The organism is Nonomuraea sp. NPDC049152, assembly GCF_040648355.1.
GTDB lineage: Bacteria > Actinomycetota > Actinomycetes > Streptosporangiales > Streptosporangiaceae > Nonomuraea.
The window spans coordinates 163,231-183,923 of record NZ_JBEZDO010000022.1 but is presented as its reverse complement, the minus strand read 5'-3'; the positions used below and the strand labels follow the sequence as shown (position 1 = coordinate 183,923).

General features: G+C 71.4%; 20 protein-coding genes. 7 read left to right on the top strand and 13 right to left on the bottom strand.

Features of this window, described 5'->3' with window-relative positions; genetic code table 11:
• The first annotated feature begins 51 nt into the window (after window positions 1–51).
• Together AB0B45_RS33990 and AB0B45_RS33985 are read left to right on the top strand one after the other, a co-directional pair.
• Window positions 52–1,209, top strand: coding sequence for a CoA transferase (locus tag AB0B45_RS33990; RefSeq protein ID WP_358138923.1), 1,158 nt, complete (start codon window positions 52–54; stop codon window positions 1,207–1,209).
• A gap of 43 nt (window positions 1,210–1,252) precedes the next feature.
• The gene (locus AB0B45_RS33985) at window positions 1,253–2,743 is read left to right on the top strand and encodes a carboxyl transferase domain-containing protein (RefSeq protein ID WP_358138921.1); all 1,491 of its coding nucleotides are present in this window, start codon (window positions 1,253–1,255) and stop codon (window positions 2,741–2,743) included.
• Here the strand turns inward: AB0B45_RS33985 and AB0B45_RS33980 are convergent.
• From AB0B45_RS33980 to AB0B45_RS33945, 8 genes are all read right to left on the bottom strand, one after another.
• Window positions 2,740–4,587: a hypothetical protein gene (locus AB0B45_RS33980; RefSeq protein ID WP_358138919.1), complete on the bottom strand. Its 1,848-nt coding sequence runs from the start codon at window positions 4,585–4,587 to the stop codon at window positions 2,740–2,742. The genes AB0B45_RS33985 and AB0B45_RS33980 overlap by 4 nt on opposite strands.
• Complete coding sequence (locus AB0B45_RS33975; protein ID WP_358138917.1) at window positions 4,584–5,069, bottom strand: sigma-70 family RNA polymerase sigma factor; 486 nt, start codon at window positions 5,067–5,069, stop codon at window positions 4,584–4,586. Before AB0B45_RS33975 ends, AB0B45_RS33980 begins: the two co-directional genes overlap by 4 nt.
• Window positions 5,069–5,536, bottom strand: a complete 468-nt coding sequence (locus AB0B45_RS33970) for a hypothetical protein (protein ID WP_358138915.1) — start codon at window positions 5,534–5,536, stop codon at window positions 5,069–5,071. Before AB0B45_RS33970 ends, AB0B45_RS33975 begins: the two co-directional genes overlap by 1 nt.
• A gap of 41 nt (window positions 5,537–5,577) precedes the next feature.
• Window positions 5,578–5,973, bottom strand: coding sequence for a hypothetical protein (locus AB0B45_RS33965; RefSeq protein WP_358138914.1), 396 nt, complete (start codon window positions 5,971–5,973; stop codon window positions 5,578–5,580).
• On the bottom strand, window positions 5,970–6,422 hold the full coding sequence (locus AB0B45_RS33960) for a hypothetical protein (RefSeq protein ID WP_358138912.1): 453 nt from the start codon (window positions 6,420–6,422) through the stop codon (window positions 5,970–5,972). Before AB0B45_RS33960 ends, AB0B45_RS33965 begins: the two co-directional genes overlap by 4 nt.
• 66 nt (window positions 6,423–6,488) lie before the next feature.
• Complete coding sequence (locus AB0B45_RS33955) at window positions 6,489–7,283, bottom strand: carbon-nitrogen hydrolase family protein (protein WP_358138910.1); 795 nt, start codon at window positions 7,281–7,283, stop codon at window positions 6,489–6,491.
• 10 nt (window positions 7,284–7,293) lie between these two features.
• Window positions 7,294–7,770, bottom strand: a complete 477-nt coding sequence (locus AB0B45_RS33950) for a hypothetical protein (RefSeq protein WP_358138908.1) — start codon at window positions 7,768–7,770, stop codon at window positions 7,294–7,296.
• Window positions 7,767–9,401, bottom strand: coding sequence for a RyR domain-containing protein (locus tag AB0B45_RS33945; protein WP_358138906.1), 1,635 nt, complete (start codon window positions 9,399–9,401; stop codon window positions 7,767–7,769). The genes AB0B45_RS33950 and AB0B45_RS33945 overlap by 4 nt, the downstream gene beginning before the upstream one ends.
• 61 nt (window positions 9,402–9,462) lie before the next feature.
• On the opposite strand from AB0B45_RS33945, the gene AB0B45_RS33940 reads away from it, so the two are divergent.
• The gene (locus tag AB0B45_RS33940) at window positions 9,463–11,397 is read left to right on the top strand and encodes a hypothetical protein (protein WP_358138904.1); all 1,935 of its coding nucleotides are present in this window, start codon (window positions 9,463–9,465) and stop codon (window positions 11,395–11,397) included.
• Here the strand turns inward: AB0B45_RS33940 and AB0B45_RS33935 are convergent.
• The 3 genes from AB0B45_RS33935 to AB0B45_RS33925 are packed head-to-tail and all read right to left on the bottom strand — an operon-like array spanning window position 11,333 to window position 15,200.
• Window positions 11,333–12,541 carry a M20 family metallopeptidase gene (locus AB0B45_RS33935; RefSeq protein ID WP_358138902.1) on the bottom strand — a complete coding sequence of 403 codons (1,209 nt, stop codon included), beginning with the start codon at window positions 12,539–12,541 and terminating at the stop codon, window positions 11,333–11,335. The genes AB0B45_RS33940 and AB0B45_RS33935 overlap by 65 nt on opposite strands.
• Window positions 12,538–13,383, bottom strand: coding sequence for a DUF418 domain-containing protein (locus AB0B45_RS33930; RefSeq protein WP_358138900.1), 846 nt, complete (start codon window positions 13,381–13,383; stop codon window positions 12,538–12,540). Before AB0B45_RS33930 ends, AB0B45_RS33935 begins: the two co-directional genes overlap by 4 nt.
• Window positions 13,380–15,200 (bottom strand): alpha/beta hydrolase, encoded by a 1,821-nt coding sequence (locus AB0B45_RS33925; protein ID WP_358138898.1) that lies wholly within the window; start codon window positions 15,198–15,200, stop codon window positions 13,380–13,382. Before AB0B45_RS33925 ends, AB0B45_RS33930 begins: the two co-directional genes overlap by 4 nt.
• A gap of 25 nt (window positions 15,201–15,225) precedes the next feature.
• Here AB0B45_RS33925 and AB0B45_RS33920 point away from each other — a divergent pair, with 25 nt between their 5' ends.
• Together AB0B45_RS33920 and AB0B45_RS33915 are read left to right on the top strand one after the other, a co-directional pair.
• Window positions 15,226–16,392 carry a pyridoxal phosphate-dependent aminotransferase gene (locus AB0B45_RS33920; protein WP_358138896.1) on the top strand — a complete coding sequence of 389 codons (1,167 nt, stop codon included), beginning with the start codon at window positions 15,226–15,228 and terminating at the stop codon, window positions 16,390–16,392.
• A 58-nt stretch (window positions 16,393–16,450) separates the two neighbouring features.
• Entirely contained in the window at window positions 16,451–17,914 is a 1,464-nt protein-coding gene (locus AB0B45_RS33915) for a serine/threonine-protein kinase (RefSeq protein WP_358138894.1), read from the top strand.
• Here the strand turns inward: AB0B45_RS33915 and AB0B45_RS33910 are convergent.
• Window positions 17,877–18,800 (bottom strand): LysR substrate-binding domain-containing protein, encoded by a 924-nt coding sequence (locus tag AB0B45_RS33910; protein WP_358138892.1) that lies wholly within the window; start codon window positions 18,798–18,800, stop codon window positions 17,877–17,879. The genes AB0B45_RS33915 and AB0B45_RS33910 overlap by 38 nt on opposite strands.
• 116 nt (window positions 18,801–18,916) lie before the next feature.
• Between AB0B45_RS33910 and AB0B45_RS33905 the strand changes: the two genes are divergently transcribed.
• A complete protein-coding gene (locus tag AB0B45_RS33905; RefSeq protein ID WP_358138890.1) occupies window positions 18,917–19,468 on the top strand; it encodes a peroxiredoxin in 552 nt (183 codons plus the stop codon).
• Complete coding sequence (locus AB0B45_RS33900) at window positions 19,465–20,001, top strand: carboxymuconolactone decarboxylase family protein (protein WP_358138888.1); 537 nt, start codon at window positions 19,465–19,467, stop codon at window positions 19,999–20,001. Before AB0B45_RS33905 ends, AB0B45_RS33900 begins: the two co-directional genes overlap by 4 nt.
• 13 nt (window positions 20,002–20,014) lie before the next feature.
• Here the strand turns inward: AB0B45_RS33900 and AB0B45_RS33895 are convergent, their stop codons facing one another.
• A complete protein-coding gene (locus AB0B45_RS33895) occupies window positions 20,015–20,689 on the bottom strand; it encodes a TMEM175 family protein (protein ID WP_358138886.1) in 675 nt (224 codons plus the stop codon).
• Window positions 20,690–20,693 lie beyond the last annotated feature (4 nt).

The window sequence follows — 20,693 nt, the reverse complement described above, 5'->3', positions numbered from 1 at the left end:
ATTAACGGCTGGAAAGCCAATACGCCCCCCAACCACCCCTGTTGTTTTTTCTTGCGTGCCCCCGTTGCCTACTTCTTCTTCCCCCACAGGGGGGGGGCCCGGGCGGCCCCCCACGCCGCCCAGATGCTCGGCGACCTCGGCGCCAAGGTGATCAAGGTCGAGCATCCCGAAGGCGGCGACGAGTCACGCGGCTGGGGGCCGCCGTTCGCCGGCCCCGACCACGACATCTCCACCTACTTCCTCGCGGCCAACCGCAACAAGCAGTCCATCGCGGTCGACCTGAAGTCCGAGGAGGGCAGACGGCTCATCGAGCGCCTCGTACGGCAGAGCGACGTCCTGATCGAGAACTTCCGTACCGGAGTGCTCGACCGGCTCGGCTTCTCCGTCGAGCGCCTGCACGAGCTCAATCCCCGCCTGGTGGTGCTGTCCATCACCGGCTTCGGCCACGACGGCCCCGAGGGAGGCAGGCCGGGCTACGACCAGATCGCCCAGGGCGAGGCGGGCCTGATGTCGCTGACCGGGCCCTCGCCCGACGAGCCGTACCGGGTGGGCGCCTCGATCGCCGACCTGCTGGCGGGCATCCACGGCGCCTACGGCGTGGTCGCAGCCCTCTACGAGCGCGAGCGCACCGGCAAGGGAGAGGTGGTGCGCACCTCGCTGCTGGCCGCCGTGACAGGCGTGCACTCCTACCACGGCACCGCGTGGACCGTCGGCGGGCAGGTGCCCGTCGCGGGCGGCAACCATCACGCCTCCATCGCCCCCTACGGCGCCTTCCACTGCGCCGACGGGATGCTCCAGATCGCCGCCGCCAACGACGTGCAGTGGCGCAAGGTGGCCACGTTGCTGGACATCGACCCCGATGACGCGAAGTATGCGACGAACAGGCAGAGGTTCGCGCACAGGGATGAGCTGATCGGCGAGATGGAGAAGGCGCTGGGCCGGCACGGCCGGGGGCACTGGCTGGCGGCGCTGGCCGAGCTCGGCGTGCCCGCGGGCGCCATCCGCACGCTCGACGAGGTCTACGCGTGGGAGCAGACCCGCTCCCAGGGGCTGGTCGTCGAGGTGGACCATCCCGTGCTCGGCCCGATCGAGCTGCCGGGGCCTCCGCTGCGCTTCGACGGCGCCGAACCCTTCGAGCACACCGCGCCGCCCGCCCTCGGACAGGACGGCGAGGCCGTACTTTCCTGGTTGGCGGAACGGGAACGGTGACCGGCGCGTCAACTTTGCAGCACTACACGACAGCAGGGGAGCAGTGGTGAGCCGGCCGGACGCGCGCACTCTCATCGAGACGGTCCTCGACCGAGGATCGTGGAAGTCGTGGGACACGCCGCCCGCCGACCCGGCCGAGCCGGGCTCCTCCTACGCCGAGGAGCTGACCGCCGCCCGCGCCAAGAGCGGCTACGACGAGTCGGTGATCACCGGCGAGGGGTTCGTCGACGGGCACAGAGTGGCGATCGTGGCCTGCGAGTTCTCTTTCATGGCCGGGTCCATCGGGGTGGCCGCGGCCGAGCGGCTCGTGCTGGCTATCGAGCGGGCCACCCGTGAGGGGCTGCCGCTGCTCGCCTCGCCCGCCTCCGGCGGCACCCGCATGCAGGAGGGCGCGCTCGCCTTCACCCAGATGGTCAAGATCACGGCTGCGGTGCAGCTGCACCGCGACGCGGGCCTGCCGTACATCGTCTACCTGCGCCACCCGACCACCGGTGGCGTCTTCGCCAGCTGGGGCTCGCTCGGGCACGTGACGGCGGCCGAGCCGGGGGCGCTCATCGGGTTCCTCGGTCCCCGCGTGTTCGAGTCGCTGCACGGCTACGCCTTCCCCGAAGGCGTCCAGGTGGCCGAGAACCTGTTCACGCACGGCCTGGTCGACGCCGTCGTCTCGGCTCAGGAGGCGCGCGCCATCGCGATCAGGGCGCTGTCCGTCCTCACCGCGGGCCGGAACGGGCTCGTGAAGGGGCCCGCGCCGGAGGAGGACCTGCGCCCCGTGGAGGCGTGGGACGCCATCACCCGCTCGCGCCGCGACGACCGTCCCGGCATCCGCGCCCTGCTCAAGCTCGCCGCCTCCGACGTCACCCCGCTGAACGGCACCGGCGAGGGCGAGGCCGACCCTGGCCTGCTGCTGGCCCTGGCCAGGTTCGGCAGTGCTCCCGCCGTCGTCCTCGGCCAGGACCGGCGCACGCAGCGCGCGACAGGGCCGTTCGGGCCCGCGGGGCTGCGCGTGGCCAGGCGTGGCATGCGACTGGCCGCCGAGCTCGGCCTGCCCCTGGTCACCGTGATCGACACGGCGGGCGCCGCCCTGTCCAAGGCGGCAGAGGAGGGCGGCCTCGCCGCCGAGATCGCCCGCTCGCTGACCGATCTGGTCATGCTCGACGCGCCGACCGTGTGCCTGCTGCTCGGCGAGGGGGCGGGCGGCGGCGCGCTGGCCCTGCTGCCCGCCGACAGGGTGCTGGCGGCCCAGCACGCCTGGCTGTCGCCGCTGCCGCCCGAGGGCGCGTCGGCGATCCTCTACCGCAGCGTCGACTTCGCCCCCGAGATCGCCCAGGCGCAGGGGGTGCGCGCCACCGACCTGCGCCGCGACGGGATCGTGGACCGGGTCATCCCCGAGCGGCCCGACGCCGCCTACGAGCCGAGGGCCTTCTGCGAGCGGGTGGCGCGGGCGCTGGAATTCGAGATCGCGGGGCTGCTGGAAACGCCCCAGGCGGACAGGTTGCCTGCCCGCCTGGCGCGCTACCGCTCTCTCGGGATCTAGCGCCGCCAGATCTCCTTGCCCGCGGCGTCGTAGCCGACGACGCTGGCGTCCAGGTTGGACTTCGTCGAGCGTGCGGAGAACAGGGTGAGACCGAGACCCCACGGGTCGGCCGTCAGGGTCGCGGTCACACGGGAGCCGTCGTCGTAGATCAACTCGACCTTGGCCGTCTTCACGACCGCGTATCCCGCGAGGAAGTCGCTCCTGAACTCGTAGGTGGCATCGTCGATCTTGTGCTTCTCGGTGATGAAGCGCCCGTTGTCCGTCCAGATGATCAGGCAGCCGTCCTGGTGGGTCAAGGTGGCCCCTGTCCCCAGTGCGGCGGCCTGTCCGACGGGCGGGGAGACCGAGCACTTGTCAGGCGCGCTGCCGCCGACCGTGGCGACCGTGTCCTGCTCGGCGTTCTGCAGGGCGAACCTCTCCGAGCCGCCGCGGTTGGGGACGACCCAGATCTTCAGCGGCGCGCCCGAGGGCGCGTACACCGAGCCGCGAGTGCCGGACTTCACCGCCTCCACCTGGGTGACCTCGGATCCCGCGACGCCGATCGCGCTCTTGCCGAGATCGGGCAGGCGCTTGGCGTCTCCGGCCGCGACCGGCTGGAAGGCGTCGCAGGTGGTCTTCTCGCCCGCGACCGAGCGGCACAGCCCGTCCCAGGTCCTGCCGTCGGCGAGCGTCACCTTGCTGAACCACACCTTCGCCTCGCCGATGGTGACGACCTCGCCGATCGGCGGGTGCGGGTCCCATTGGGGCTTGTCGGCGGGGTGGTCGTCGCGCCACAGCTGCTTGCCTGAGGAGTCGTAGCCGACGAGGGTGAAGCCCTCCAGGTAGAGGTCGCCGGAGAAGGGCCGCTCACCGGCGAACAGCCGCACGCCGATCTTCCACGGGTCCGGCTTCACCACCCCCTTGAGCACCGTCCCGTCCTTGCGGATCAGCTCCATCCTCGCGGTGTCCTGGCGGGCGACGCCGAACCAGTGTTCGCCGTTGACCCGCAGCTCGACGTCCATCGGCTGGCCGCCCATGTCGCGCATCAGGTCCTTGGCCCTGACCAGGTTCATCCCCAGCTCGCGACCGTCGAAGGTCCAGATGAGCGTCCTGTCGGGCGTGCTGTAGGGCCGCACGCTCAGGTCGGCGAGGTCCGTCGCGGCGCCCGCGGGCTTGCCCCGCTCGGACTCGGTCGGCATGTCGACGCTTCTGGCGACCCGGGAGAGGAGGGTGCCGTCGGCGGCGGCGAACTCGTAGGCGGTGACCTGGTCCGTGGCGGGGTAGACGACCGTCCAGATCTTCATGGTCATGGGTGCGCCGGAGGGCTGGTGGACGGCGCCGACGACGCGGGACCCCTTCTTGGTCACCGCCGTCACCTTGGCGACGTCCTTGCGTGCGCCGCCGTAGTCGAGCACGGTCTCGCGCGGCGGGACGGACTGGGTCGTCCCCTCGAACCAGCCGTAGTCCTTCATCGCCTGGGCCCCGGCGTTGTCGCCGCAGCTGCTCTGGCTGGAGCCGCCCGCGTACTGCACGGTCAGGCACAGGACGACCAGGCCCCCCTCGTCGTTGGCGTACCACAGCCGCATCGGGCGGTCCTCGGCCGGATTGTCGATGACCAGAGCCTCGCCCACCGGGGCCGGCTTCGGTGGTGGCCCCATGGTCACCTGTCCGTCCTGGCCCCCGTTGAGCAGGACGGGCACGAGCAGGGCCACCAGCGCGACCGGCAGCGCGGCCAGCAGGACAGGCCACGCCCACCGGCGGCGGCCTGCCCGCTGCTGGACCTTCATCCAAGCCGTCGGTCCTGCCTCGAAGGTCGCGGCGCGGGCGTCGAGGGCGGCGCGCAGCCGCTCTTCCAGATCGTTCACAGCTTCCCCCTCAGTGCCGCCAGACCCCTGCTGGCGTGTGTCTTGACCGAACCGGGCGACACGCCCATGGCGTCGGCGATCTCTCGTTCGGACAGGTCGAGCCAGTAGCGCAGGATCAGCGCCTCCCGCTGGCGGCGCGGCAGCGTGTCGAGGGCCGCGAGGAGCTCGCGGTGCTCCTCGGCCACGATGACGGCGTGCTCGCTGCTGCGGGCGTGCTCGGGGGGTTCGGGACGGCGTAACCGGATGATGCGCAGGTGCCGCAGCCGGTTACGCGTCAGGTTGCAGACGGTGGCGCGCAGATAGCCGAGCGCGGCGGCGTCGTCGCGCAGGCGGCGGGTGTGCAGCCTGGCGAACGCCTCCTGTGCGATGTCCTCGGGGTCGTCCGCGCCCAGCAGGCCCGCCAGCCGTACCAGGGACTGGTACTGGCCGGCGAACAACTCCGCGAAGGTCGGAGCCGCGGGCGCCATGGTGGGTGTTTCCATCACATACCAGAGACACCCGCGGTCGCGACAGGTTGACCGGAGGCGTCGACGAATTCGAAACCGCGCACGGCCGCGCCGGAGACGGTCACCGTCCAGATGGCCAGCGGCGCGCCCTCGAGCCGGTGGACGGTGCCGTCGACCTTGGCCCCTTCGGTCGTCACCGCGCGCACGTCCGCCACGCCGCTCCTGGCCGCGCCGTAGTACAGGTCACCCTCGCGGTCCTCGGCCCACGCCGGCTCGGGGTGGTCGGACACCTCGTGGCCGCAGGCGTCGGGCCCGCACAGCCGCACGTCGCCGTCCTCGTCGGTGGTGCGGGCGAACCACAGCCGCACCGGCGGGTCCGACAGGGTCAGCACCTCGCCGATCGGCGCCTTGCCCTGCATGACCCGCTGGTAGATCTCGGACGTCTCAGCCGCCCCTCCGCATGCCACCAGGGCCAGTGGCATGAGGGCGAGTATCCATCGCATGTCCTTCAAGACACCCTCGACCGGGTGTTGGGTTGTCAGGGTCAGTCGACCGGAAGGCGCTCCACCCGGATGGAGAAGACCTCCTCGCGCGGCACGACCACTTCGTAGGCCCCATGGTCGACCATCCAGTAGCCGAGCGCCTCCGCTTTCATGCCACTGTGACCCGTGTAGGCGATGTGGAGGCCGTCCTCGTCCTCGTCGAGGACGACGCAGGGCTCGCCGCCGAACGCGCCGACCGTGCGCACGAGCACCAGCCACTCCAGTTCGGTGCGGTCCACGGTGCGGCGCCAGTAGCCCGAGCCCGCCTCGAAGCCCTCCAACTCCTCCTCGCTGAACAGCACGACCTCGTCGCTGTCGGGCCCGATCGCCGCCGGATGGGTGCGGCCCCTGTGCCGGGCGACGAACCCCGACGCCACGGGAACGATCGCGTCGCTCATGCGGACGGCCGCCAGGTGAGCCCGTCGTAGACGGCGAAGGGCCGCTCGCACCTGGCGCCCACGTGCACGATCTCCGCCCCCGCGGGGATGGGCATCGGGGTGGTGTGGAACTGCGGTACCACGTGCTCGCGGGAGGTGGTGAACCCGTTGCCGGCGAACGGCGGCGCGTCGCTCCAGTCACCGCCCATGTGCGGGCCGTACGGCACCGCGTAGGTGTCGACGTCGCGTGCGTACCACCGCATGACGTACAGCTCGGGCACCTCCGCGCTCAGCTCCGATCCCTCGAAGGACAGGTCGAGCCCCAGGAATAACGCGCGCGGCGTGGTCAGCCGCGCGCAGTCCTGCACGCGGTAGACGTAGCCGGAGATGACCGTGCGCTTTCCCGAGAGGTAGGGCACGAGCAGCCGAGGCGGCACCACCTTCTGCATCTGCGTCCTACGCTCGTTCACGACACCACTTTACGATCTCTTGGCCACTCCGATTGAGAAACCCCTCCAATCGGAGCGACCCCCGGCTCAGGGCAGGCTCGTCACGCCCAGCACCCTGTGTTCCAGGCACGGCAGCGTGGCGCGGGCGGAGGCGGTCAGCTCGTGGTCGAGGTCGACCACCTGCACCCCGGGTGCGCTACCCAGATCGGAGCGGACCACGCCCAGCGGGTCGACCAGCATGCTGCGCCCGACGCCGAACCCGTCGCTCGACTCGGCGGGGTTGGGCGCCTGGCCGACGGCGGCGGTCCACATCGTGTTCTCCAGCGCCCTGGCCCGCACGAGCGTGATCCAGTGGTCCTCCTTGAGCGGGCCCGAGCCCCACGCCGCGATGACGGCGAACAGCTCGGCGCCCCTGTCGACGAGCGCTCTGGCCAGCTCGGGGAAGCGCAGGTCGTAGCAGGTGACGAGGCCGACGCGCAGCCCCGCGAGCTCGACCACGGTCGGCTCCGAGCCCGGTGCGACCAGTTCCGACTCGCGCGCGCCGAAGGAGTCGAACAGGTGGATCTTCCGGTAGGCGGCCCGGACGGCGCCCGAGGCGTCGAGGGCGACCGCGGTGTTGTGGACGCGGCCCTCGCCGGGCTCGAAGACGCCGGCGATCACCGCGACGCCGTGCTCGCGGGCGGCCTCGGCCAGGCCCGTGACGAAGGGGCCGTCCAGCGGCTCTGCCAGGTCGGTGATCCGCTTGCCGTACCTGGTGAGGGTGGCCTCGGGGAAGATCGCGAGGTCGGCGCCCTCGGCCTTGGCGATGGCCTCCCTGGCCCGCTTGAGGTTGACGGCGGGGTCGGGAGAGACGGACAGCTGGCAGAGCGCGATTCTCGTCACGCCTTCGAGCCTATGCCCGGCTGGAACCCGGCGGCCAGATCACCCGTACGGGCATCCCGGCCCGCAAGGCCATGGCCACCACCTCGGCGGTGCCGCCGCGCCCGCGCGCCGCCGCGCCGTCCCAGACCGCGACCAGCTCGTCGGCCTCGGCCAGCATCGCCTCGGCCGCGGCGAGGTAGGCGGGCACCCCCGCCTGGTCGAAGGGCAGTTCGAGGACGTGCGTGGCCTTGCCGAGCAGCATGTCGTAGGTGTGGCGGGCGTCGCCCGGCAGGCTCTCCCTGTAGTGGTGGGCGGGCAGGACGGCGTGCAGCTCGCCGCCCGCCGCGATCGTCTCGGCGGCGAAGATCTGGTCGGTCCCCTCGGCCAGGCAGGACACACCGACCAGGCCGGGGCCCTCGTCGGCCAGTTCCTCGCGCAGGGCCTGGCCGACCAGCTCCACGGTGTGCGGCGTGAGCTCGCGGTGCCCTGTCACGGCGAACCTCGTCATCGGGTCCTCACCACCTGGAAACCGGCCAGTGCCAGGATGCGGGGCAGGTTCCTGACCGTGTCCCGGTCCTTCTCCTTCGCCGACACTGACAAAGTGGACCAATCTCCTATGTCGGGATGCGTCTTGTTCTCATCATCCCTCAGCGGTCCGTGGGACCAGCCGAGGCTCACCATCATCCGTACCCAGCGCACGTGCTCCATCTCCGCGAGGAGCTCGATCTCCTCCTCGGTGAAGGCGAAGTCGAGATCGGGATCGACGCGAGGGCCGAGCGCGCAGCCGACCTCCTTCAGCTTCCTGCCGATGTCCTCGGCCAGCAGCCTGTTGGACTCGCGTTTGTCCTCCTCGAGTTCCTCCCACGGCACGAGCGAAGGGTTGACCGCGAGCCGTCCGCCTCTGCCGCGCTGGTCGGCCAGGTAGTGGTTGTGCGCCGCCTTGGCGAGGGTCTCCACCAGGTCCTCGGCGATCAGCGCGGGATCGCCGGCCGCGTCCGTGACGGGGAAGACCCTGAGCGCGCCGTCCAGCCCCTCCAGCAGCGTGGAGTCGAAGGCCGCCGCGTGGTCGACGCGGACGACCAGCGAGCCGGGGCCGCCGCCCCACAGGCGCAGAGACGTGAGCGCGACCTTCAGCGCGAGGTCCTGGTCGGGGTAGCAGACGTAGACGCGGCGCGCGGCGTGCGGGAGCGTCTCGGGCAGGCTCACCTGCTCGGGCTCCAGGTCGATCGCCTCGAGATCGCAGGCCGTCAGCAGCAGGTCGTGCCTGGCGCACAGGGCCGCCACCGTGCTCGTCGCCTCCGCGTCGACCACGATGACGGGAAGCGGGCGCGGTTCCGGCGCGTGGAGGCGCCAGTGCCTGGCCAGCTCCAGCAGCAGCGTCCTGCCGAACGTGCCGAGACCGATGACCATGACGGGGTCGGCCGTGGTGGGCGGGTCGTTCTGCAGCAGCACGCGGGCCGCGAGCGTGTCGGGGTTGAAGAAGTCCAGGTGCAGTCCCGTCGGCCTGGTCAGCCCGAGCCGCCTGGCGCGCAGCGCCGCGCACATGTCGGGGTCGGAGATGAGCCCGTAGGCGGCCAGGGGACGGGCCCCCGGCCTCGGCAGGGCGTGCGCGGCCAGCGCGATCGCGGTGTTGGTCGCGCTGTCGCTCTCGCAGGCGTACAGGACGGCGGCGCGCTCGATGCCCGCGGCGCGCAGCACGGAGGGGTCGCGCGGGTCGCCCTCCACGTGCAGGACTCCCCGGTCGGCGTTGGGCGTGGGGGCGATCTGGACCACGCCGCGGCCGGCCGTACGCAGGCGGCGGGTCAGCACGCCCGCGATCGGCCCCGTGCCGCAGACGACCGCGTGGCCGCGCGAGCCCCGGGCGCGCAGGCGGCGGATCTCGGTGGAGAACAGCAGCAGCAGACCGGCGACCAGGGCGTAGATCGTGGCGGCGGGGGCGGTGAAGCGGGCCACCTCCAGCGCCCAGCCCAGTGGCGCGTGCTCGACGTCGAAGGGGGCGGGATCCAGGACGAACAGCTGGAGGGAGTAGTAGACCAGGTCGAAGGCGGAAGCCCCCGGCTTGAGATAGGCGGCGAAACCCACCAGGCCGAGAACGAATGAAGTGACCACCAGTACGGCAAAAGATAGCCGCAATGCCATTCCGTCACGATATTTACGCCATCTTTGAAAGTCCAGTTGCCCGTCGTGTATTCATGTCTGCATGGACCCCGTCAATGCGTTTCTCGCCTGGTCCACCGAGGCCGAGGGATCCGAGTCGGTCATCAGGGCGGTCCAGTCGGTGAAGAGCCAGCTGGCTGAGCGCCACTACGACGTCTACGACTGGAGCGAGCAACCCCACAGCCGCAACATCGGCATCGAGATCCAGGAGCAGATCCGCAGGTCGGACATTCTCATCCTGGAAGGAAGTACGGTTCGCCCCAATCTGGCATTTGAAGTCGGGTTTGCACGGGCGCTGGATTTGCCCGTCGTCGTCATCAAGCAGGAGGGCACCCATGAGCTGCCGGAAGACTTCGGCGCCCCCCGTTACCTCAACTATCCGAGCGCGAGCAACGACGCGGGATTCGGTAAATTCGAGACCGATTTCGGCAGGCTGCTCGACCGCCTGGAGCTGGAGTCGCTCAGCCCTGGACACCGGGCGCTGCGCCGCAAGCTGACCCAGCTGCACCGCGGCCTGCAGGCGGTGCTCAGCAACCACGACGCCGACCACCCCCAACTCCACCTGCGCAGCGGCTGGCTGGAGGCGCTGGCCTCCGAGGTGCGCAACTCGGGCCCGTCCAACCTCGTCACCGACGCCGACTACTACTCCCACTGCTTCGCCGAGCTGCGCGACTGGAACAACGGCCCCATCAGGGCCATCGCCGACCTGACCGACAACACCGAGACGTTCTGGCAGACCGACCTGGAACACCCCGAGCTGATGAGCTCCCAGGTCACCGAACGGATCTTCCTCATCGACTGGCGGCTGTTCTTCCAGGGCGAGGCCGAGCTGTCGCGGCACATGTCCATGTGGCGCGACCACCTCGGCAGCCTGTCGGACGGCGGCTACGAGGTCTACGTGGCCGCCGTCGACGACGTGGGGCTCGGCGTGCGCCACCCGTTCGGCGACACCGCCGTCGGCGCCCACCTGCTGCTGCTCAACCCCGACTGCATCGGCGGCTACCGGCGCAGGCTGGAAAGCGACTTCGGCGAGCGCCGCATGCTCCACATCGAGCGCGACCGCCACCGCTTCAACCTGGCCAGCCGCTACTACGACGCGGTCAAGGCGCGGGCGGTGCGCTTCGACCCCAACCACGACTTCCACACGCTCAAGCGCGAGTGGCTGCGCAAGCTGGAGATCGGCAGGTGGGACGAGCACTGGACGCTGCGCACCGAGCACCGCTCCCCGGCCTACTTCGACCGCTACGACCAGCACATCCGCACCTGGATCCCGATGTACGACGACCTGATCCAGGACTGCTCCGCCACCGTCGCCAGCGAGATCCTGCGCATCTTCCAGGAGATCGACATGTCGGTCTCCGTCCTGGAGGTCGGGTACGGCACGGGCAGCCTCACCGCCGCGATCGTGCCGTGGATCCGCACCCTGTGCGAGCCGTTCGAGCAGCTCGGCCAGCTCTACCCGGTCGACAGCTACCGCGCCATGGACCGCGCGGTGCAGATGCGCAGGCTCGCGCACAGGAAGATCGGCGACGACCTCAACCGCTGGGTCCGCCTGCTGAACAAGACCGCCTGGGACGACGTCGAGGAGAACATCACCTACAACGTCATCTTCGGCTCGCTCGTCGCCCACTTCCTGCTCGGGCCGAGCCCCACCGAGCAGTCCGTCGACTGCTTCTTCGCCGAGTGCGCCAAGCGCCTCGAACCCGGTGGCAGCCTCGTCTTCTCCGACTGCTTCGCCCCCGAGGAGGACAGGGAAAGGGAGGCGGCGGTGGCCGCGTGGCGCGGCTGGATGATCGACAACGGCCTCGGCGAGGAGTACGCGGAGGCCTACCTGGCCGGCAACCAGGACATGGTCAACGCCGTCTCCGTCGCCCGCCTGGCGGCCGGCGCCGAGCGCCACGGCCTGCGCCTGGTCAAGGAGAAGCTGGTCGGCTCCACGCAGATGTTCCGCCTGCTGGTGTTCCGCTCCGCACGCTGAGCGCCGCGGCGTAGGCGAGAGCCTGCGCCCGCGCGCACGCGGCCACGGCCTCGTCGGGCGGGAGGAAGCGCGGATCGTGCAGCCCCGCGTGGGTGAAGCCGGGCGCGCCGCCCAGCCCGACGAACGCCATCAGGGTGGGTCGCGCGGTGCCGTAGTGGGCGAAGTCGTCGCCGCCGCAGGAGTGCCAGGCGGGCGCGAGGGCGAACCCGGCCGCCGCGGCCCTGCGCCTGGCGGCCTCGGCCAGCGCCGGGTCGTTGACCAGCGGCGGCTCGCTCTTGGTGAAGGTCAGCCGGGCCGTGCACCCGTGGGCGGCGGCCACGTGCTCGGCGCACTCCCTGACGGCCGCGCGCAGCTCGCGCTGGTCGGCCGCGTCCAGCGCCCGGACCGTGACCAGGGCGTGGCCGGCGCCGGGGATCACGTTCTCCGCCGTCCCCGCGTGGACGGCCCCGACCGTGAGCGTCGCGCCGTGGACGGGGTCGACGCGCCGCCCCACCAGCCCGTGCAGCGCCACCACCAGCTGCGAGAGCGCCAGCACCGGGTCCCTCGTGCGGTGCGGGTAGGCGGCGTGCCCGCCGCGCCCTTCGACGTCGATCCTGATCGCGTCGGCGGCGGCGTTGACCGTGCCGGGATCGGCGCCGATCGCCCCCCACGGCAGGTCGGGGTGGACGTGCACGGCGACCACCGACTCCACCGCCTCCGCCTCCAGCTCGCCGTCGCGCAGCAGCGCCACGGCGCCCGAGGGGTGCCGCTCCTCGCACGGCTGGAAGATCGCCACCAGCGGCGCGGGCAGCGCCGTCCTGCGGGCCGCCCGCACCAGCGCGACGAGCGCGGCCAGATGGACGTCGTGGCCGCAGGCGTGCATGTGGCCGTTGTCCGACGCGTACGCCGCTCCGGTCCGCTCGGTCATCGGCAGCCCGTCCAGCTCGGCCCTGACGCCGATCGCGGGCTCGCCCCCCGCCCCGACTCTGACGATCATCCCGGTGCCCGCCACGACCCTGTGCCGCTGCGGCAGGTGCTCGGCGATGACCGCGCAGGTCCGCGCTTCGGCGCCGCCCGGTTCGGGTATGGCATGCAGCCGATGACGCAGGCGGATCGCGTCGGGCAGCTCGTCGTCCAGGAGGCGGAGCAAGGCGCTTGGCGTCACGAACGGAGTATGGGCCGGTTCTCCACGCGTTTCCACCAGGTGAGCATCCGCCACACCCATTCGAGCGGGCCGTACCTGAACCTGGACAGCCACCACCAGCTGAACAGCAGCTGCGCGGCCAGCGTCGCGCCCACCACAGGGAGCACGGGCCAGCGCATCGGGGCGGTCAGCGCGATGACCACGGTGCCCGAGACGTAGTTGGTCAGCGCCATCCTGCCCATCGGCTCCAGCCACCGCGGCCGCAGGTACAGCACCAGCGCCGAGTAGGCGGCGGAGCCCGCCAGGGCCGCCGTCACGTAGATCCACCACTGTCCCGTCCCCGGGTAGGCCCAGGTGAGCACCGCGGAGACGGCCGCCGACACCACGAAGCCCGGCAGCAGCCACTCCCGTCCAGGCCGCAGCTCCATCAGCGCCATGCCGATGAGGAAGAGCCCCGGGATGATCAGGATGCCGCCGCCCATCCAGGTGCCCCACGCGATCGCCGCCACGCCGAGGACGAGGATCGGCCAGCCGCCCGACAGGAACGAGGCGGGCAGCAGCACGCCGATCCCGAACAGCGCATAGTCCATCAGCACCTCACCGGGATACCAGGTGTGCTGGATCAGCCCGAACACCAGCAGCCACAGCAGCCTGCGCAGCAGCACCCACCGGGTGGCGCTCCGCAGCACCAGCACGAAGCTGATGCCGAACAGCATCGAGAAGATCGGATAGAAACGCCCCTGGAGGAACGTCTCGACCCACCACTCGCTCTCCGGCCCCTGAGCGTGCTGCCAGGCGTTGACCAGCATGATCCCGCACACCGCGAAACCGCGGAGCGCGTCGAGCTCTCTGATGCGCGTCACAGAAACCAGGACCACCACCATACGAGGAGACCGGCCGCGATCACGGTGGCCAGGATGTTCGGGATTGTACGGGCACGTAACAGGGCGGCCACCGTGAGGACGGCCGAGCCGACCGCGATCCAGCCGTAGGCCTCGAGCGTTCGCGGCACCCCGACCGCCAGCGCGGTCTCGTTCTCCTTCATCAGGCCCCACACCGCGTCGGCGGCCACACCGACGAAGGCGGCGCCCGCCAGCCCCGCGAACGCGGTCAGCGCCCTGCCTCTGAGCGCGCCGCCGACGAGCTGGGCCAGGCTCGCCAGCGCGAACAGCGCGAGCGGCGCGGCCAGCCACGGGGAGGTCAGCACCTGGTACGGCGCGCCCGTGACGTGGAGGTCACCGGGCCGCACGGGGGCGAAGCCGCGCTGGGACGGGTCGCACGGCTGCTTCCAGCCCGCAGGGTCGGCGAAGAACGCGGCGATGGTGCGGGCGCCACACGCCGTCGACAGGAACACCGCGTGGCCCACGCCGGCGAACTCCACGAACCGGGCGCCGGGCAGCTTCCCGGCCGCGGGCCTGGCGGTGCGGACGGGCGTGGTCGGGTCGTACTGGCCGCCGAGCACGAGCACGGGCGCCTTCGTCGTGGCCTTCGTCGGCACGGAGGCCGGCAGCTTCCAGGCCGCGCACACCTCCTTGTCCGAGGTCACCGTGAACAGGCGCGACCGTTCGGGGAAGACGGCCTCGTCCTGGCACTGGACCGCGTGGTAGAGCCCGAACTCGTGGGAGGCCAGACCTGGACCCGCCTGGTCGGCAAGCGGCCGCAGCAGCTCGTCGTGCCCTTCGGCCAGGGCGTCGACCAGCGCGGGGGCCGCCGCGATCACGCTCGCGTCGTGCAGCCCCTCGGCGAGGACCGTCGCCACGTCGTCACCGGTCAGCCTGGCGGTGAACGCCTTGCCTGTCAGCGGGTCGGTGGTGGGCACCTGGGCGGGACGCGCGTTCAGGCGTCTCACCATCGCCTCGAATCTGTCGCCGATGCCGAGCGCGGCCACCGTGTCGGCCAGGTTGCGGTCGGCGTCGCCGTACCAGGAGACGTCCTGCGGCAGGAACGAGTCGAGCGCCACTGCGCTCACGCCTTCGGGGTCGGCCGCCGCGGCGTCCACCGTCACCCTGGTCGAGTAGCTGACCCCGAACAGGTTCCACCTGGCATAACCGAGCGCCTTGCGCAGGTCGACGACGTCGGCCGCGATCTCCTTGGTGGTGTAGCCGCGCAGGTCCACGCCCTGCTCCTCGTGCCTCCTGCGGCAGTCGAGCGCGCCCCTTGCGACGTCGGCCCTGGGGGCGCGCAGCCTGTCCAGCATGGCCGAGACGGTCTCGGGACAGCCGAGCGTGGGCTTGGAGTACCTGCTGCCGCGCTGCTCCAGGGTGACGACGTCGCGGTCGGGGAAGATCGACGCCAGGTAGCCGGTGAGCTGGATGGAGGACGAGGCGGGACCGCCGCTCATGTACACGACGGGGTCGCCCGCGGGGTTGCTCGCCTTGTGGACGGCGAAGCCCACCCTGACGGTCTTCGCCTGGTCGCCGTCCCGCCGCTCGGGCGCCACCAGGAAGCCGCACCTGGTCCCGGCGGGCATCTCGACGGGGCACGCCCTCTCCTCGACCGGTACGGCTCCGGCCCCGGCTCCGGCGAATGGCCCGGAATCTGCCCCGGCGGCGGCCCCGGTGACGTCATCGGTGACGACTTCGGCGACCGCTTCGGTGACGGCTTGGGCGGCCGGGAGGGCGGCGGGGAGGGTGCTCGGGGAGGACACGAGCGCGAGAGCGAGAGCGACCCGGGTGATCACGCCTTGAGACTAATAGTGTGGCCTCGTGAGCGATCCCCTTGTTTCCCGAATGCGACAGTTCGGCACCACGATCTTCGCCGAGATGAGCGCGCTGGCCGTACGGACCGGATCGATCAACCTGGGGCAGGGATTCCCCGACACCGACGGCCCGCCCGCGATGCTCGAGCGCGCGGTGGAGGCCATCAGGTCGGGCGCCAACCAGTACCCGCCTGGACCCGGGGTGCCCGAGCTGCGGCAGGCCGTGGCCGAGCACCGGCGGCGGCACTACGACCTGGCCTACGACCCCGACGGCGAGGTGCTGGTCACCGTGGGCGCCACCGAGGCGATCGCGGCCTCGGTGCTGGCGCTTTGCGAGCCAGGGGACGAGGTGATCGCCTTCGAGCCCTACTACGACTCCTACGCCGCCTCCATCGCGCTGGCCGGGGCCAGGCTGGTCGCGGTCACCCTGCGACCCGTGCAGGGGCGTTTCACCTTCGACCCCGACGAGCTGCGCGCCGCCGTCACGCCGCGCACCAGGGCGATCCTGGTCAACTCGCCGCACAACCCGACGGGCACCGTGTTCACCGCCGAGGAGCTGGGCCTCATCGCCGAGCTGTGCCAGGAGCGCGACCTGGTCGCGATCACCGACGAGGTGTACGAGCACCTGACCTTCGACGGCGTCGAGCACATCCCCATGGCCACGCTGCCGGGCATGCGCGAGCGCACCGTGATGATCGCCTCCGCGGGCAAGACGTTCTCTGTGACGGGATGGAAGACCGGCTGGGTGTGCGCGCCGCCCGAGCTGGTGCGGGCCGTCCAGACCGTCAAGCAGTTCCTGACCTTCACCGCCAACGGGCCGTGGCAGCTCGCCGTGGCGTACGGCCTGCGCGAGGAGCTCGACTGGGTCGCCGATCTGCGCGCGGGGCTCGAGGGCAAGCGCGACAGGCTGATGAGCGGGCTGGCGGCGGCCGGGTTCGAGGTGCTGAAGCCTGCGGGCACCTACTTCGTGCAGACCGACATCAGGCCGCTGGGCTTCACCGACGGCCTGGAGCTGACCAGGCGGCTGCCCGAGCTGGCCGGGGTGGTGGCGATCCCGACCCAGGTCTTCTACGACCACCCCGACAGGGGCCGCCACTTCGTCAGGTTCGCCTTCTGCAAGAAGGACGAGGTCATCGACGAGGCGGTGACGAGGCTCAAACGGCTGGGAGCGTAGCCCCGCGCCCGGCGTCCACCCCGTCACGGGCCGGCCGTTCAACGCTTAAGGTGGTGCCGTGCCGCACCCCGAGGAGTTAGGCCCCTACCGGGTGACAGGGCTGCTCGGCCAGGGCGGGCAGGGGTCGGTCTACCTGGGCCTCGCGCCCGAGGGCGGTAGGGTCGCGATCAAGATGTTGCGCGATCCGGTCGACACCGCGGGCGACGCGCACCGGCGCTTCCTGCGCGAGGCGGACGCGGCCAGGCGGGTGGCGGTCTTCTGCACCGCCAAGGTCCTCGACGTCGGCGCGACCGAGGACGGCCAGCCGTACATCGTGAGCGAGTACATCCCCGGACGCTCGCTGCACGAGCTGGTCAGGTCGGAGGGCCCGCGCACGGGCAGCGGCCTGGTACGGCTGGCGGTGGCGACGCTGACCGCGCTGTCGGCCATCCACCGGGCGGGCATCGTCCACCGCGACTTCAAGCCGGGAAACGTGATCATGGGCCCTGAGGGGCCCGTCGTGATCGACTTCGGCATCGCCAGGGCCGCCGACCAGACGACCACGCACGGCGTGGCCGGAACTCCCGCCTTCATGGCCCCCGAGCAGTTCGACGGCGTGCCGCTCACGCCCGCCGCCGACATCTTCAGCTGGGCGGTCACGATGGCGTTCGCCGCGACGGGCCGCCTGCCGTTCCCCGGCTCGACCCCCGCCTCGCTGATGCACGCGATCATGACAGCCGAGCCCGACCTGGCGGACGTTCCCGACGACCTCCTTCCCGCGGTGGCGCGGTGCCTGGCCAAGGAGCCCTCCGCCAGGCCCGCCGCGGCCGACCTCCTGGCCGAGTTCACCGGCTTGGGCCCGGCGGCGCCCGGCCACGCGCTCCGGAACACCGACACGCTGCCGCCCGCCCGCACCCCCACGCCCACCCCCACGCCCACCCCCACGCCCACCCCCGTGCGCACGCCCACGCCCGCTTCCCAGGAAGGCGCCGTTGTCGCCGCGGACGAGGGGCCCGCCGCCGTCGCGGTCCTGGCGACGCTCACCGCCGTGGTCGCGGCCGTCTTCGCGCTCCAGGAGTGGCACGGCGCGCTCACCGGCGTCCAGGACGTCGTCCTGCCGTGGCGGGTCGCGGACAGCCTGTGCGACGCCCTGCTCGCGATCACCGCGCTGGCCTTCGCCGCCACTGTCTGGCGCGACGACAGGCCCGCGGCCGTGATCTGGATCAGCCTGCTGCCCGGCGCCCTGGTCGGCGTCGGCTTCGACCCCGCAGACCACCGCACGCTCGCCCTCGGAGCGCTCGGCCCCGCACTCGCCTGCGTGCCCGCCGCCGCGCTCGGCCTGATGGCGTGGGGCGAGGCCAGACCGAGGGCGCTGCTCGCCCTCGCCACTGCGGCGCTCATGGCGGCCGAGGCCGTCGCGGTCCTGCTCGGCGCGGGGCTCCACCTCGTCGCAGGGGCGGGTCACACGACGCTCGCGGCCTGGCTCGTCGTGGCGGGGCTGCAGGTCAGGAGACCACCTTCACCGGCAGCTTCCGCTGCCTGACCGCGCTCCGCACCGCCTTGGCCAGCTGCGCGTACTCCGCTGCCCGTGCCGAGCTCGCCCGGTAGGCCATGCCGATCGTCCTGCCGGGCGCGGGATCGGCGAACCTGCGCAGCGCCAGCCGTACCCTCTTGCCCGTCTCCACCGGCACCGCCGACTCCGGCAGCAGCGTCACCCCGAGCCCGCCCGCCACCAGCTGCACCAGCGTCGGCAGGCTGGTGGCGTAGGTGGTCGCGGTGGCCCGCGCGCCGACCTCCCTGCACACGTCGATCGCCTGCTCGCGCAGGCAGTGACCCTGGTTGAGCAGCACGATGTCGAGCCCCTTCAGCGCCGACCTGCGCAACGGCGCCTCCTCGCCCGCCAGCGGATGGCCCTCCGGTACGGCCAGCAGGAAGTCCTCGTCGTAGAGCGGCTCCTCCACCAGCCCGCTCGTCTCGGTCGGCAGCGCCAGCAGCACCAGGTCGAGCCTGCCCTCCCGCACCTCCTCGACGATCGTCTCGGTCTTGGCCTCGTGCACGGTGAGCTTCAGCCGCGGGAAGCGCCTGGCGAACATCGGCAGCAGCGCGGGCAGCACGTACGGCGCGACCGTCGGGATCACGCCCAGGTGCGCGGGCCCGCTGAACGGCTCGCGGCTCCGCGCCACCTCGCCGACCAGGTCGCCGACCGCGGCCAGCACCCGCGTGGCGTGCGCGGCCACCCGCTCTCCCGCCGGGGTCAGCAGCACCTTCCTCGTGGTCCTCTCGAGCAGCTGTGTGTCGAGGATCTCCTCCAGCGCGGACACCGACCCCGACAGCGCCGGCTGGCTCATCCTGAGCGCGGTGGCGGCCTCCCGGAAGTGGAGATGGTCGGCCACGGCAAGGAACGCCCGCAGCTGAGCGAGGGTGGGCATGGGCTCACTGATAGGAAACACCTCTCAGATTGGTCCGACTGCTCGATTTCTCGGATCAATGCTAGGTGCGGCAACCTGGGGGCGCTGACAACGACGTCCTACAAGGAGACATTCACGTGCTCACCGTTGGTGACAAGTTCCCCGAGTACGAGCTCACCGCCTGCGTCGACCTCGACCCCGAGAAGGCGTTCACGGAGATCGACCACAAGACCTACGAGGGCAAGTGGCGCGTGGTGTTCTTCTGGCCCAAGGACTTCACCTTCGTGTGCCCCACCGAGATCGCCGAGTTCGGCCGCCTCAACGAGGATTTCGCCGACCGTGACGCGCAGGTGCTCGGCGTCTCCGTCGACTCGGAGTTCGTCCACCACGCGTGGCGCAAGGACCACGAGGACCTGCGCGACCTGCCGTTCCCGATGCTGAGCGACATCAAGCGCGAGCTCTCGTCCGACCTCGGCATCCTCGGCGAGGACGGCGTCGCCCAGCGCGCCACCTTCATCGTGGACCCGAACAACGAGATCCAGTTCACCATGGTCACCGCGGGCTCGGTCGGCCGCAACGTCAAGGAGGTCCTGCGGGTCCTCGACGCCCTGCAGTCCGACGAGCTGTGCCCCTGCAACTGGAACAAGGGCGAGAAGGGCCTCGACGCGAAGGCCCTGCTGGGCGCATGAGCATCGACAGCCTGAAGTCGGCGCTGCCCGACTATGCCAAGGACACCAAGCTCAACCTGGGCTCGGTCACGACGACCTCGGCGCTGACCGACCAGCAGCTGTGGGGCGCGGTCCTCGCGTGCGCGCTGGCCACCAGGTCGGCCCGGGTCATCGCCGAGGTGTCGGAGGAGGCCGCCGGCATCCTGTCGGCCGAGGCGTTCAAGGCGGCCAAGGCCGCCGCCTCGATCATGGCGATGAACAACGTCTACTACCGCGCCACCCATCTGATCGGCGACGAGCAGTACGGCACGATGCCGGCCAGGCTGCGCATGACCGTCATCGGCAACCCGGGCGTCGACAAGGTCGACTTCGAGCTGTGGTGCCTCGCGGTCTCCGCGATCAACGGCTGCGGGCGCTGCCTGGAGTCGCACGAGCAGGTGCTGCGTGGCTCGGGCATGCCGCGCGAGCAGATCCAGGAGGCGCTGCGGATCGCCGCCGTCGTCAACGCGACGGCCGCGACCCTGGAGGCCGAGGCCGCCCTCGCGACGGCCTGACCCGTCCTCCTCGTCAGGGCGTCCCTCCGTGGAGGGACGCCCTTTCGCCTTCGCGGCCTCTCCACACGCGCATGCCGTACAGGATGGCCACGACGACCAGCGGGGTGGCCAGCCACAGCAGGGTGGTGTTGTCGCCGAGCGGGGAGGCCAGCATCGCGCTGAGCGCCCACAGGATGCCGATGCCCCAGTTGATCGCGGCCGCGGTGCCCATGCGGGCGGTGTTGGCGCCCACGGCGTACAGGCCCTGCTTCAGGGTCAGCGTGTAGAGCAGGCCCTGGCACAGCATGAGCACGGCCTCGGTGCCGCCGAACATCGCCAGCGCGATGGAGCGGGCGTCGGGCGGCAGCGATCCCGAGTAGAGCAGGCCGGTCGTGTACGGCAGGAAGGCCGAGAACAGCAGCAGCGGGATGTGCACCGCCAGGACGGTCTGCGACACCCGCGCGAGCTGGTCGAAGAGCGTGTGATGGGCGCGCCAGTTGAACCACAGCATCAGGAAGGCCAACGCGAACCCGGCGAAGGCGCCGGAGTGCTCGCTCAGGAAGTGCCCGAGGTCGGCAAGCTGCTCAGGCTCCTCGGGGCGCGGGATCTCCAGGGCGAGCAGGGTGATGGCGATCGCGAAGATCGCGTCGGTGAACATGCCGACCCGCTCCGCGCTCAGCCCGGGGCGCGGGCTGTCGTCAACAGTCATGAAC

Excerpts from the sequence above, each read along its gene's own strand:
- AB0B45_RS33975 (WP_358138917.1), bottom strand. The coding sequence starts at position 5,069 with ATGGAAACACCCACCATGGCGCCCGCGGCTCCGACCTTCGCGGAGTTG.
- AB0B45_RS33970 (WP_358138915.1), bottom strand. The coding sequence starts at position 5,536 with ATGCGATGGATACTCGCCCTCATGCCACTGGCCCTGGTGGCATGCGGA.
- AB0B45_RS33965 (WP_358138914.1), bottom strand. The coding sequence starts at position 5,973 with ATGAGCGACGCGATCGTTCCCGTGGCGTCGGGGTTCGTCGCCCGGCAC.
- AB0B45_RS33950 (WP_358138908.1), bottom strand. The coding sequence starts at position 7,770 with ATGACGAGGTTCGCCGTGACAGGGCACCGCGAGCTCACGCCGCACACC.
- AB0B45_RS33945 (WP_358138906.1), bottom strand. The coding sequence starts at position 9,401 with ATGGCATTGCGGCTATCTTTTGCCGTACTGGTGGTCACTTCATTCGTT.
- AB0B45_RS33940 (WP_358138904.1), top strand. The coding sequence starts at position 9,463 with ATGGACCCCGTCAATGCGTTTCTCGCCTGGTCCACCGAGGCCGAGGGA.
- AB0B45_RS33910 (WP_358138892.1), bottom strand. The coding sequence starts at position 18,800 with ATGCCCACCCTCGCTCAGCTGCGGGCGTTCCTTGCCGTGGCCGACCAT.
- AB0B45_RS33900 (WP_358138888.1), top strand. The coding sequence starts at position 19,465 with ATGAGCATCGACAGCCTGAAGTCGGCGCTGCCCGACTATGCCAAGGAC.
- AB0B45_RS33895 (WP_358138886.1), bottom strand. The coding sequence starts at position 20,689 with ATGACTGTTGACGACAGCCCGCGCCCCGGGCTGAGCGCGGAGCGGGTC.